Below are 12,329 nucleotides of genomic sequence, written 5' to 3'. Positions count from 1 at the left end.
TGACTGGAGTTCAGACGTGTGCTCTTCCGATCTTGCACGACGGGCCGAGCGGCGAGGCGGCGGCCGACGGGGTCCGGTGCGAGAGCGCGCCCTGCGCGGCCACCGGCTTCGCGTGCGTCGGCGTGCCCGTCCCGGCGGCCAGCCAGATCCCGCCGGCGAGGAGGCCCGTCCCGCCGAGCCCGGCCAGCAGGACGGCCGGGCCCCGCCTGATGCGACCCTTGTCGATCATGTGAGTTGCTCCCTGGGGAAGTGTCCGTACACCCCCAATAACCGGCGCGCCGATCCCGCAGGTTGTCATGATCGCGAACTTTCCGCGCCGTCCGGGGACGGCGCGGGGTGAAACGCTAGGTCAGGCCGGCGGTCTTCAGGGCGTCGGGGAGGATCTCCGCCAGGGCGCGGAAGGCCCGGCCGCGGTGGCTGATCGCGTCCTTCTCGTCCGGGGACAGCTCGGCGCTGGTGCGCGTCTCGCCGTCCGGGACGAAGATCGGGTCGTAGCCGAAGCCGCCGGTGCCGCGGGGCTCGCGGGTGATCGTGCCGCGCATCCGGCCCTCGACGCAGTGCTCGACCCCGTGCCCCGCGCCGGGTTCGGGGCCGGGCGGGATGACGAGCGCGGCGACGCAGACGAAGGCGCCGCCGCGGGCGCCGTCCGCGACGTCGCCGAGCTGGTCGAGGACGAGCCGGAGGTTCGCGGTGTCCTTGTCGCCGGACGCGTCGCCGAACCGGCCGGACCAGCGGGCCGACAGCACGCCGGGCATGCCGTTCAGCGCGTCGACGCTCAGGCCGGAGTCGTCGGCGACGGCGGGCAGGCCGGTGTGCGCGGCGATCGCGCGGGCCTTGAGCAGGGCGTTGCCCTCGAAGGTCAGCTCGGTCTCGGGGACGTCCGGCGCGTCCGGGAACGCGTCGAGGCCGACGATCGGCATGCCGCCGAGGATCCGGCGGAGCTCGCGGATCTTGCCCTGGTTGCGGGTGGCGAGGACGACGCTCACCGGGCCAGCGCCTCGGCCTGGAGGCGGGTCAGCTCGGCGCAGCCGCCGGCCGCGAGGTCGAGCAGGGCGTCGAGCTCGGCGCGGTCGAAGGGCGTGCCCTCCGCGGTGCCCTGGACCTCGACGAAGCGGCCGTCGCCGGTGCAGACGACGTTCATGTCGGTCTCGGCGGCGGAGTCCTCCTCGTAGCAGAGGTCGAGGCGGGGCTCGCCGTCCACGACGCCGACGCTGACGGCGGACACGGAGGTGATCAGCGGGTCGCCCTTGGTGAGCCGGCGCCCGCGCATCCAGGTGACCGCGTCGGCCAGCGCGAGATAGGCGCCGGTGATCGCGGCGGTGCGGGTGCCGCCGTCGGCCTGGAGGACGTCGCAGTCGAGCTGGACGGTGTTCTCGCCGAGCGCCTTGAAGTCGATGCAGGCCCGGATGGAGCGGCCGATCAGCCGGGAGATCTCGTGCGTGCGCCCGCCGACCCGGCCCTTGATCGACTCGCGGTCGTTGCGGGTGTTGGTGGCGCGGGGCAGCATCGCGTACTCGGCGGTGACCCAGCCGAGGCCGCTGTCGCGCCGCCAGCGGGGCACCGAGTCCTGGACGGACGCGGCGCACAGCACCCGGGTGCCGCCGAACTCGATGAGCACCGACCCCTCCGCGTGGTCGAGCCAGCCGCGGTGGACGCGGACGGGACGGAGCTGGTCGGGTGCGCGATCATCGGGGCGTGCCATGGGCACCAGCCTAGTGCCCGGGGGGTGTGCGGGACGTGTCGACGGCGGTCACAGCTCGTATCTGGCGCCGACGGCCGCGAGCTCGATGTCGCCGGTGTAGCCGCTCGCCTTGGCCTCCGTGAGCGAGACGTCCGCATCGTTCCACGGGACGAGGTGGGTGAGGACGAGCTTCCCGACGTCGGCGGCGGCGGCGTGCTCGCCCGCCTCCCGCGCGGTGAGGTGCAGCTCGGACGGCAGGCCGGGGCCGTCCAGGAAGGACGCCTCGCACAGGAACAGGTCGGCGCCGCGCGCGAGCTCCACCAGCGTCTCGGACGCGCCCGTGTCGCCGGAGTAGGCGAGGGTCCTGCCGCCGTGCTCGATGCGGAACGCGTACGCCTCGACGGGGTGCGGCATCAGCGCGGTCGTCACCCGGAAGGGGCCGATGTCGTAGGGGCCGCGCCGCAGCGTCCGGAAGTCGAAGGTCCCGGTCATGCCGGGGTCGGGGTCGAGGTCGTAGGCCCTCGCCATGCGGAGGGCGGTGCCCTCGGGGCCGTGCACCGGGATCCGCGGCGGCGGGCCGTCCGGACAGTAGGTGCGGGCGACCCAGTACCCGCACAGGTCGAGGCAGTGGTCGGCGTGCAGGTGCGAGATGCAGACGGCGTCGATCTCGTACAGCGAGCGGAAGCGCTGGAGCGATCCGAGCGCGCCGTTGCCGAGGTCGAGCACCATCGCGTAGCCGTCCGCCTCGATCAGATAGCTGGACGCGGGGCTATCCGGCCCCGGGAAACTGCCGGAGCAGCCGATCACAGTGACCCGCACGCTCACTCCTCCTCTTGTGTCCCCGAGGAATCAGGTGGTCTCAGCTGGTTAGAGCCTTGCCGGGGGTGGTCTCCACCGATCCGATCTCCGGCCCGAGGAACCGGCGGCCGAGCGCGGCGAACACCGCGGGGTCACCGGTCGCGCGGAACCGGTGCCGCGGCTCGGGCACGGCCCCCGCGCGGGCCAGCCCGCGGTCGTGCAGCACTCGGTACACGTCCTTGGCGGTCTCGTCGGCACTTGAGACCAGTGTGACCCCGTCGCCGACGACATACGAGATGACGCCCGTCAGCAATGGGTAGTGGGTGCAGCCCAGGATGAGGGTGTCGCACTCCGCGTCGGCGATCGGGCGGAGGTAGCCGCGGGCGGCGTCGAGGAGCTCGTCGCCCATCGTCACGCCCGCCTCGACGAACTCCACGAAGCGGGGGCAGGCGGCGCTGACCAGCTCGATGTGGGGGGCGGCGGCGAAGGCGTCCTCGTAGGCCCGGCTGGTCACGGTGGCCTCGGTCGCGATGAGCCCGACCCGCCCGTTGGACGTGGCGCGGGCGGCGCGCCGGGCGGCCGGGTTGATGACCTCGACGACCGGGACGTCGTAGCGCTCGCGGGCGTCGCGCAGCATCGCCGAGCTGGCGCTGTTGCAGGCGATCACCAGCATCTTCACGCCCTCGTCGACGAGCTCGTCCAGCATCTCCAGGGCGAACGCGCGGACCTCGGCGATCGGGCGGGGCCCGTACGGCTGGCGCGCGGAGTCGCCGAGGTAGACGATCGGCTCGTTCGGGAGCTGGTCGAGGATCGCCCGCGCGACGGTGAGCCCGCCGAAGCCGCTGTCGAAGATGCCGATCGGCGCGTCGGCGGCGGCGTCGGCCGGAAAATCTGGACGGTCGTCCCGGCGGGCAGACTCGGACATGGTGCTTAAGGCTAGGCGAGTTCCGTTCGCGGAAGTACGTCATGCGGTGTACATCACATGGTCACGCACCGGAAATAGGCCCAGTTCACACGGGTCGCGGGCGAACCCTCCGGAGCGCGCCGCGAAACGCCGGGCGCGGCGCCGGCGGGCGCGTTCCGCGCGCAGGTCAGCGGCCGGCGCGGGCGATCTGGCGGCTCTGCGCGACGAGGCGGCCGGCCGAGTCCCAGACCTCGACCTCCTCGTCGAACCAGCCGCCCGCGAGAAGCCGGCCGGTGCCGTAGAGGTTCAGCCAGCCCGAGGCGGGGATCGCCCGCATGTGCCAGGTCAGCTCGACGGTGGGCGCCCACCCCTTGGTGCCGAGGTTGAGGGCGACGGGGGGCAGCGCGTCGACGGCGAGCGCGAGCGCGTACGCGTCGGGCTCGTGCGGGTCGCGGAGCCGGAACCAGGCCCGCGACTCGGGGCTGCCGCTCGGCTGCCCGTCCAGCCAGCCGATGGTGGAACGGTCGAAGCGCATGTCGACCTGGTCGGCGAAGCCCCGCTCGCCGGTGCGGGGCAGGAACTCGGTGCACTCGGCGAGCGGCGGCACGGCGGGGTCGGGGGCGGGGCCCGCCCAGGACGGCTCGGTGTCCGCGTCGAGGGTGCCGGTGGTGATCAGCGCGTCCACGACCGGGCGGTCGTCCTGCACGAGGGTGACGAGGGCCGTGGCGGCGGTGCGGCCCGCCTTGCGCTGGTCGACGATCACCTGGGCGGGGCCGGGCTTGGCCACCCGCAGGAAGTTCGCCGCGGTCGAGACCGGGTGCGCGTGCGGGGAGGCGTCCACGGCGGCGCGGTCGAGGACGGCCATCAGGTAACCGCCGTTGACGGCCTCGGCGAAGCCGTAGTCGCCGTCCAGGACGGCCTCGTAGCGCCCCTCGTCGACCCGCCTCACCGCGGTGGCGTCGCCGAACCTGCTCATCCGCACGCTCCCGGTCCCCCGTGCGCCGGCGGTCCGCCCGTCCGGCACGGTTCTAGAATCTCGTTCGAATCTGAACTCTACCGTGCCGGACCGGGCGGCGCCGTAGGGCGTCGGTCACGCCCAGAGCTGGCCTTCCAGCCGCGCCTCGGCCTCGTCGAGCGTGCCGCCGTAGGCTCCCGTGGACAGGTACTTCCAGCCGCCGTCGGCGACGACGAACACGATGTCGGCGCGCTCGCCCGCCTTGACGGCCTTCGCCGCCATGCCGAGCGCCGCGTGCAGCGCGCCGCCCGTGGAGATGCCCGCGAAGATCCCCTCCTGCTCAAGCAGCTCGCGGGTCCGGCGCAGCGCGTCCTTCGACCCCACCGAGTACCGGGTCGTCAGCACCGAGTCGTCGTACAGCTCCGGGATGAACCCCTCGTCGATGTTGCGCAGCCCGTACACCAGCTCGCCGTACCGCGGCTCCGCGGCGACGATCTTGACGTCCGGGACGCGCTCGCGCAGGAAGCGGCCCACGCCCATCAGCGTGCCCGTGGTGCCGAGCCCGGCGACGAAGTGCGTCACCGACGGCAGGTCCTCAAGGATCTCCGGACCGGTCGTCTCGTAGTGCGCGAGGGCGTTGGCCTCGTTGCCGTACTGGTAGAGCATCACCCAGTCCGGGTTCTCCTCCGCCAGGCCCTTCGCGACGCGGACGGCCTCGTTCGAGCCTCCGGCGGCCGGGGACGAGATGATCCGCGCCCCCCACATCTCCAGGAGCTGGCGTCGCTCGGCGGAGGTGTTCTCCGGCATCACGCAGACCATCGAGTAGCCGCGCAGCTTGGCGACCATGGCGAGCGAGATGCCGGTGTTGCCGGAGGTCGGCTCCAAGATCGTGCAGCCCGGCGTCAGCAGCCCCTCCTTCTCCGCCTTCTCGATCATGTAGAAGGCGGGGCGGTCCTTCACGGACCCGGTGGGGTTGCGGTCCTCCAGCTTGGCCCAGAGCCGGACGTCGCCGCCCGGTGCGAGTCTGGGCAGCCCGACCAGGGGCGTCCGGCCGAGCGAGTCGAGCAGCGAGTCGAAGCGCATGGTGCCGGCTCAGCCGCCGGCGACGGCCGGGAGGATCGTGACGCTGTCGCCGTCGGCCACCTCGGTGTCGAGGCCGCCGAGGAACCGCACGTCCTCGTCGTTCAGGTAGACGTTGACGAACTTGCGCAGGCCCTTGTCGTCCACCAGGCGGTCGCGCAGCCCCGGGTGCCGGCCGTCCAGGTCGGTGAACAGCTCGTCCAGGGTGCCGCCCTTGCCCTCGACGGCCTTGTCGCCGCCGGTGAGATTGCGCAGGATCGTCGGGATCCGGACCTCGATCGCCATCGCGATGATCTCCTTCTGGTCGTACGGGACGCCCCGCCCTCGACGTTGCAACCGGGCGGGGCACGGGGGAATTCCAGGCAGAAGTCAGCGCGTCAGCGACAGTCGTAGACGACCTCGGCGCGCGAGTGCCCGAACAGGTAGCTCTGCACGGGTGGCACCACGGCGGCGCGGACATGGCGCCGCGCGCCCGTCCGATCTCCGCTCGTCCCCATGCCCCCCAGCTTACCGGCCGCGATCCCGGCCTTCCCCGCCGCCTCAGGCGCCGTACGACTCGACGATCCGGACCTCTTCCTCGGTCACCTCGCCGTCCACGATCCGGTAGGACCGGAACTCCGTCTCCTCGTCCGAGCGGGTCGAGACGAGCACGTAGTGGGCGTTCGGCTCGGCCGCGTAGGAGATGTCGGTCCGGGACGGGTACGCCTCGGTGGCGGTGTGCGAGTGGTAGATCACGACGGGCTCCTCGTCCCGGTCGTCCATCTCCCGCCACACCTTGAGCTGCTCCTGGGAGTCGAACCGGTAGAACGTCGGGGAGCGCTCGGCGTTCGCCATCGGGACGTACCGGACGGGCCGGTCCGACCCGGCGGGGCCCGCGATGATCCCGCACGCCTCGTCGGGATGGTCGGCGCGCGCGTGCGCGACGATCTGGTCAACCAGGGCACGCTCGATCGTCAGCATGCCCCGAAGGCTACCGGCTCGCCCCGGAGCACCCGGTCAGGGGAGCTTCAGCCGCATCCGGACGCGGGTGCCGTCCGCGCCGGTGCGGATCTCGACGATGTGGCACAGCCGCCGGACGGCCCACATCGCCGCCTCGCCGCGCCGGACGCCGCGCGGCGGCGCGTACCCGAGGAAGTGGTCGTCCAGGGCCCGGCCGGGGTCGTGCACGTCGCAGATCAGCTCGCCGTCCGCCGCCCACACCCACAGCGAGCCGCGGCCGCCGCCCTCGCGGATGATGCTGGTGGCGACCTCGTTGACCGCGAGGACGAACGGGAGCGACGCCTCCCTCGGCAGCCCGAGCCGGCCCGCCTCGGCGGTGAGGAACGCCCGCAGCCCCGGCAGCTCGCCGCTGGCGAACGCGCGCCGGACGGCCCCGGACGGCGGCGGGGGCAGCGGCGCCGCGTTGCACTCGGCGTAGAAGTCGGCGGGGGCGGTGTAGTGCCCGCTCGGCCGCGCGATCCCCTCCGGCCCGAGCACCTCCGGATGGGTGCGGGACGCGTCGTCCACCACGTGCCCCGGCAGCGCGGACGCGTCGTAGGCGCACACGATCGACGTCGGGGTCGCCGCGAACGCCACGTTGAGGATCGACTCGTGCCGCTTCCACTCGCACACCTCCAGCGGCGTGCGCCCGTCCCACACCGGCTCGGCCAGCAGCCGCAGCCGGCCGTGCCGCCACCACTCGGGCATCCGGTCGTAGTAGGCGGCCAGCGTCTGCATCGGGCCCTGGAACCAGCCGGCCGCGTCGATGAACTCGATCGCGGCGGCGGTCTCCGCGCCGAGCTGCTCGCGGAGCCCGTCGGCCACGGCGGGCGCCGCGATGACGACGACCGCGTCGCCCGCGCGCCGTCCCGCGCGCAGGTAGGGCACGGCGGCCAGCGCGAACTCGTGCCGCGACCGGTAGACCAGCGCCTGGTGGACGAGGACGTCGCGGTCGCGGCCCGGGGCGGTGTCCGCCGGCCCCTGCGCCGCCGGGAACGGCGATGTGGCGACGGGCGCGCCGATGCCGGACGCGTCCGGGAGCGGGCCGCCGGGCCGGTCGGCCGGGGTCGGCGTCATCGCGCGCCCTCCTTCACGATCCCCGGCGCCGCCTCCAGCCCGGAGACCCGCATCATCAGCTCCATGCAGCCGGGCATGGAGCGCAGGATCACCTGCCGGTCGACGACGGCGCTGGTGCGGTTCGCCTCGATCAGCGTCCGCAGCCCGTCGAGGTCGCAGAAGTCGAGCCGGGACAGGTCGAGGCACAGGTGCGCGGCGCGCCGGTCGACCTCGCGCAGCGCCGCGACCAGCGCGGGCAGGGTGGACTCGTCGATCGCCCCGGCGAGCCGCAGCCCGGGCGGCGCGAACAGCGGGGTGATCGTCAGGACGCCGTCGTCGAAGACGTCGTCGGCCCGGACGCGCGCCTCGTGGCAGGCTTCGAGCGCGCGCACGTGGTCGGCCGCGAACCAGCGCCGGTCGTACTGGCACAGCGCCCGGACGGCGCCGCCCGCACCGGCGACGGCCCGGCCGACCGCGTCCTCGAACGCGGCGAACCGCTCGGTGCCCGGCCAGCCGCGCAGCGCCGGCGAGGCGTCGGCGACCACACGGACCCCAGGGTGCCCCCGGCGCAGCGCCGCCTCGATCGCTTCGGCGAGCGCACTCTCCAGACCGGCGGGCTCCGCCCCGTCCGCACCCGCGGACAGCACGACGATCCGCCCATCGTCCAGCGCAGCACCCACGTCCCACGCAACCAAATCGCCCCCACAAGCCCCAACCTCGGGCGCCCCGACCTCGGACACACCCGGCTCAGGCACGCTGGCCTCGGACGCGCGCGGCACGGACCCACCCAGCTTGGACGCGCGAAGATCGGACGCGTCAAGCTTCAAGGCATCCGACTCGCAGGCACCCGGCCCGGAGACGCCCGGCCCGGAGACGCCCGGCCCGCAGGCGCCCGGCGTGGGGGCGTCCGGCTGGGGGGCACCCGGCCCGAAGACGCCCGGTTCGGAGGCGCCCGGCCCGGAGGCACCCGGCTCGCAGGCGTCCGGCTTGGGGGCATCCGGCCCAGAGACGCCCGGCCCGGAGACATCCGACTTGGGGGCACCCGGCCCGGAGGCATCCGGCTTGGGGGCGGCCGGCTTGGGGGTGGGGGTGGCGAACTCCTCGCGTAGGCGGGCGGCGGCCAGGGCGGTGGGCTCGTCGTCCACGAGGTACAGGACGGCCTCTCCGGCGCGCAGGGCGTCCCGGAGGTAGGTCGTCAGGATGGCGCGGCGCTCCTCGGCGCTGTCGTAGGCGAGGCACGCGTGGTCGCCCGGCCGCAGCCCGCCGACCGTCGTGGAACGCGCCGCGGCGTCCGCCGCCGAGTGCGCCATACGACCTCCCTGGGGACGCCGGTCAGCCGCCAACGTACCAATCCCGGGCGGCGGGGCCCAGCGGTCGCCGCCGCCCGCCCGTGCCGCCCGGCCGGTCACCGCGGTGCCGGGTCGATCGCGAGGCCGGAGGCGCGGGCCAGCCCGGCGGACTCGATCCGCTCGCCGAGCCGCGGCGCCACGCCGCGCAGCAGCAGGCCCCGGTTCGGCCCGCGCTCGGGGCCGTCGGCGCGGGTCAGCAGCCGCAGCCCGTCGGCGTCGCAGTCGGTGACGCCGCCGACGTCCAGGCAGAGCAGGTTGGTGCGGGTCGCGACGGACTCCAGCACCTTCTCGGCCGCCGGGCGGGTCGACTCGTCGATCACCCCGGCGAGCGCCACGCCCGGCGGGCTGAAGATCGGCGTGATCCGCAGCGACCCGTCGTCGTAGTAGGCGTCGGCGCCGACGTGGCCCATGTGGCAGGCCTCCAGCTCCGCGAGCCGCTCGGCGTCGAACCAGCGCCGGTCGAACTGGCAGATGGCCATGGCCTTCAGGTCGTTGGTCATGAACATCTCGTCGAGCATCCGCTCGAAGTCGCCGTGCTGCTCGGTGCCGGGCCAGCGGCGCAGCGAGAACCGCGCCTCGCCGGCGATCCGGACGCCGGAGTAGCCCTGCACGAGCGCGAGGTCGATCTCGGTCGCCATGAGGTCGAGGCTTCCCTGCGGGTCGAACCGGCCGCTCGCGAGGAAGGTCTCCTCGGCGGTCCGGACGACGAAGTGCCCCTCTTCCATGGCGGCGGCGAGGTCGACGGGGTCCGCGGCGTCGCCCGGGCCGCCCGGGCCGTCCGGGCCGGCGACGGGGGCGTCCCGCTCGGCGCCGAGCAGCCAGTCGAGGACTTCCGTGGCGGTGACCGCGTCGGAGATGTAGATGATCTTCTGGCCCGCGCGGACGCCGTCGCGGACGTAGGCGGCCATGATCGACCGCCGCTCCTCGTCGTTGTCGAAGAACAGGCACAGGTGGTCGCCGAGCTGCATCGAGCCGACGGCCTTGCTGTTGAGGGACATCACGGGCCTCCGAGTTTCCGTACGGCACACACGCGGCCCGCGGGAGCGGGCCCTGGCATCCCCCGAGAGACCAACGTAACGCCACTCACCGCACCGGGGCCTCGACAATCGGTAATGTCCGTTGTGGCCGGGACCGGACGCCGCACTTACCGGCCGCGCCACCAGACCGCGCCGCGAGAGGGCGCTACCAGAGGGCTCGGACGAAGCTCTCCTGGAGCATGGTCAGCCAGTCGTAGGCCGCGAACATCGGCATCCGGGGGTCGCTCGGGTCGAGCCGCGCGGCCTCCTCGTACCATTCCTCGCCGATGTCCAGCCGGGTGCCGAGCGCGAGCCGGACGTCGTTCAGGGCGCGCAGCCACGCCTGCGCCTGGTCGTCGTCCAGCACGGTCTCCGCGACCGTCCCGCGCTCCAGGTCCTTCAGGCTTTCGAGGACCGTGGACGCGGCCTCCCGCTTCCCGTCGCGCAGCCCCATCTCGGTGTAGCGCCGGAACTCGCCGGCGGCCTCGCCGTCGTCGCGGTAGGCGTCCGGGAACAGCCGCGCCAGGACGGGGTCGTCCGGCTTGACGGCGTTCTCCGCGATGCCCATGGAGGCGAGCTCGTCGTCGGCGCCGGGCGCGTCGCCGAGGAGGCCGAGCAGCTGCTCCATCAGCGCACGGACGAGCGCCGCCTCCTCGGTCTCCAGCCGGACCCGGAGGCCGTGCCGGGTCTTCTTCACATCGCTCATGGATCCGCTCAGTCGTCCCGCTTCACGGTGGCCCACAGCCCGTAGGAGTGCAGGATCTCGACGTCCCGCTCCATCTCCTCGCGGGTGCCGTTGGCCACGACGGCGCGTCCCTTGTGGTGGACGTCGAGCATCAGCTTCTCGGCCTTGGTCTTCGGGTAGCCGAAGACGGTCTGGAACACGTACGTGACGTAGGACATCAGGTTGATCGGGTCGTTCCAGACGATGGCCAGCCAGGGCCGGTCGGCGCTCAGATCCTCCCCGGTGTCCGGCCGTTCCAGCTCGACCGGCGCGGGCGCCGTGCTCATGGCGCTCATTGGCCGCGTCTCCCCCTTTCGCCGTGAAGTCGGTCCCGCCCCGACCCCCGATGCTATGCGCCCCCGGACGCGCGGGTGTGACGGCCTGCACGTCCATGGTGCACACACTGCCCCTTAGGGTTCCACTTGTGGACCTTGGCGACAGCACTGCCCTGCTGACCGACCGCTACGAACTGACCATGCTCCAGGCCGCCCTCCGCAGCGGGACGGCGGAGCGGCGCTCGGTGTTCGAGGTGTTCGCGCGGCATCTGCCCGCCGGGCGCCGGTACGGCGTCGTCGCCGGGACGGGCCGGCTCCTCGACGCGATCGAGGCGTTCCGGTTCGACGCCGCCGAGCTGGAGTTCCTGACCGCGAACGGGATCGTGGACCAGCCCACGGCGCAATGGCTGGAGCGGTACCGCTTCTCCGGGAACATCTGGGGCTACGCCGAAGGCGACTGCTATTTCCCAGAATCGCCCATTCTGGTGGTGGAGGGGACGTTCGCGGAGGCCGTGCTGCTGGAGACCCTCGCGCTGTCGATCCTCAACCACGACTGCGCGGTCGCGTCCGCGGCCAGCCGGATGGTGCACGCGGCCCACGACCGCCCGATCATCGAGATGGGCTCCCGCCGCACCCATGAGAGCGCGGCCGTCGCGAGCGCCCGCGCCGCCTACATCGCGGGCTTCGCCACCACGTCCAACCTGGAGGCGGGACGGCTGTACGGCGTCCCGACGGCCGGGACGAGCGCGCACTCGTTCACCCTGCTGCACGACAGCGAGCGCCACGCCTTCGAGGCGCAGCTCGCCTCCGTCGGCGACGGGACGACGCTCCTCGTCGACACCTACGACGTCGAGCGGGCCGTCCGGACGGCCGTGGAGCTCGCCGGGCCCGGCCTCGGCGCCGTCCGGATCGACAGCGGCGACCTCGGCGTGGTGGCGCGCCGCGTCCGGGAGCAGCTCGACGCGCTGGGCGCCCGCGACACGCGCATCGTCGTCACCGGCGACCTGGACGAGTACGGCATCGCCGCCCTCGGCGCCGCCCCCGTGGACGGCTACGGCGTCGGCACGTCCCTCGTGACGGGCTCCGGCGCCCCCACCGCCTCGCTGGTCTACAAGCTCGTCGCCCGCGCGGACGGCCCGGACGACGGCGCGCCCATGCGTCCGGTGGCGAAGCGGTCCGTGGGCAAGCCGAGCCGCGGCGGCCGCAAGACGGCCGTGCGGCGCATCGACGGGCATGGGACCGCCCACGCGGAGACCGTCTCCACCGGGGAGCCGACGCCGGGGCCGCGTGACCGCGTCCTCCAGGTGCCGCTGGTCGCCGGAGGCGAGATCGTCGGCCGGGAGACGCTGCGGGACGCGCGGGAGCGGCACCGCCGCGCCGTGGCGGAGCTGCCGCCGACGGCGCTCCAGCTCTCCCGCGGCGAGCCCGCGCTCCCCACGGAGTTCGTGGACGGCGGCCCGCGGCACTGAACCCGTCCGCGCGGCTGGAGTAGCGTCCCCCATGGCGGGGGACA

General features: G+C 73.8%; 15 protein-coding genes. 1 reads left to right on the top strand and 14 read right to left on the bottom strand.

Features of this window, described 5'->3' with window-relative positions; all coding sequences use genetic code 11:
- Positions 1-10 precede the first annotated feature (10 nt).
- The 14 genes from E1300_RS54340 to clpS all read right to left on the bottom strand — a co-directional run bounded on the left by E1300_RS54340 (position 11) and on the right by clpS (position 10,828).
- Complete coding sequence (locus tag E1300_RS54340) at positions 11-229, bottom strand: hypothetical protein (RefSeq protein ID WP_131759713.1); 219 nt, start codon at positions 227-229, stop codon at positions 11-13.
- Between the two features lie 115 nt (positions 230-344).
- The gene (gene rdgB / locus E1300_RS26120; protein WP_131759712.1) at positions 345-986 is read right to left on the bottom strand and encodes an RdgB/HAM1 family non-canonical purine NTP pyrophosphatase; all 642 of its coding nucleotides are present in this window, start codon (positions 984-986) and stop codon (positions 345-347) included.
- Positions 983-1,702 (bottom strand): ribonuclease PH, encoded by a 720-nt coding sequence (rph, locus tag E1300_RS26115; protein ID WP_207399959.1) that lies wholly within the window; start codon positions 1,700-1,702, stop codon positions 983-985. Before rph ends, rdgB begins: the two co-directional genes overlap by 4 nt.
- 48 nt (positions 1,703-1,750) lie before the next feature.
- Complete coding sequence (locus tag E1300_RS26110; RefSeq protein WP_131759710.1) at positions 1,751-2,500, bottom strand: MBL fold metallo-hydrolase; 750 nt, start codon at positions 2,498-2,500, stop codon at positions 1,751-1,753.
- Between the two features lie 40 nt (positions 2,501-2,540).
- Positions 2,541-3,404, bottom strand: coding sequence for a glutamate racemase (murI, locus tag E1300_RS26105; RefSeq protein ID WP_131759709.1), 864 nt, complete (start codon positions 3,402-3,404; stop codon positions 2,541-2,543).
- Between the two features lie 166 nt (positions 3,405-3,570).
- Positions 3,571-4,359, bottom strand: coding sequence for a thioesterase family protein (locus E1300_RS26100; RefSeq protein ID WP_131759708.1), 789 nt, complete (start codon positions 4,357-4,359; stop codon positions 3,571-3,573).
- Positions 4,360-4,473: 114 nt separating this feature from the next.
- Positions 4,474-5,421: a PLP-dependent cysteine synthase family protein gene (locus E1300_RS26095; RefSeq protein ID WP_131759707.1), complete on the bottom strand. Its 948-nt coding sequence runs from the start codon at positions 5,419-5,421 to the stop codon at positions 4,474-4,476.
- Positions 5,422-5,430: 9 nt separating this feature from the next.
- On the bottom strand, positions 5,431-5,703 hold the full coding sequence (locus E1300_RS26090) for a MoaD/ThiS family protein (protein ID WP_131759706.1): 273 nt from the start codon (positions 5,701-5,703) through the stop codon (positions 5,431-5,433).
- Between the two features lie 255 nt (positions 5,704-5,958).
- Positions 5,959-6,378, bottom strand: a complete 420-nt coding sequence (locus tag E1300_RS26085) for a M67 family metallopeptidase (RefSeq protein WP_131759705.1) — start codon at positions 6,376-6,378, stop codon at positions 5,959-5,961.
- Between the two features lie 36 nt (positions 6,379-6,414).
- Positions 6,415-7,473 (bottom strand): anti-sigma factor RsbA family regulatory protein, encoded by a 1,059-nt coding sequence (locus E1300_RS26080; protein ID WP_131759704.1) that lies wholly within the window; start codon positions 7,471-7,473, stop codon positions 6,415-6,417.
- Complete coding sequence (locus tag E1300_RS26075) at positions 7,470-8,762, bottom strand: MEDS domain-containing protein (RefSeq protein ID WP_131759703.1); 1,293 nt, start codon at positions 8,760-8,762, stop codon at positions 7,470-7,472. Before E1300_RS26075 ends, E1300_RS26080 begins: the two co-directional genes overlap by 4 nt.
- Before the next feature lie 95 nt (positions 8,763-8,857).
- Positions 8,858-9,799, bottom strand: a complete 942-nt coding sequence (locus tag E1300_RS26070; RefSeq protein WP_131759702.1) for an MEDS domain-containing protein — start codon at positions 9,797-9,799, stop codon at positions 8,858-8,860.
- Between the two features lie 184 nt (positions 9,800-9,983).
- Positions 9,984-10,523, bottom strand: a complete 540-nt coding sequence (locus tag E1300_RS26065) for a DUF2017 domain-containing protein (protein ID WP_131759701.1) — start codon at positions 10,521-10,523, stop codon at positions 9,984-9,986.
- Between the two features lie 8 nt (positions 10,524-10,531).
- Positions 10,532-10,828 carry an ATP-dependent Clp protease adapter ClpS gene (clpS, locus tag E1300_RS26060; RefSeq protein WP_131759700.1) on the bottom strand — a complete coding sequence of 99 codons (297 nt, stop codon included), beginning with the start codon at positions 10,826-10,828 and terminating at the stop codon, positions 10,532-10,534.
- Positions 10,829-10,932: 104 nt separating this feature from the next.
- Here clpS and E1300_RS26055 point away from each other — a divergent pair, with 104 nt between their 5' ends.
- A complete protein-coding gene (locus tag E1300_RS26055) occupies positions 10,933-12,285 on the top strand; it encodes a nicotinate phosphoribosyltransferase (RefSeq protein WP_131759699.1) in 1,353 nt (450 codons plus the stop codon).
- The last annotated feature ends 44 nt before the right edge of the window (positions 12,286-12,329 follow it).

It is taken from the genome of Actinomadura fibrosa (assembly GCF_900659615.1).
GTDB lineage: Bacteria > Actinomycetota > Actinomycetes > Streptosporangiales > Streptosporangiaceae > Spirillospora > Spirillospora fibrosa.
This window is presented reverse-complemented; position numbering and strand designations above follow the sequence as displayed.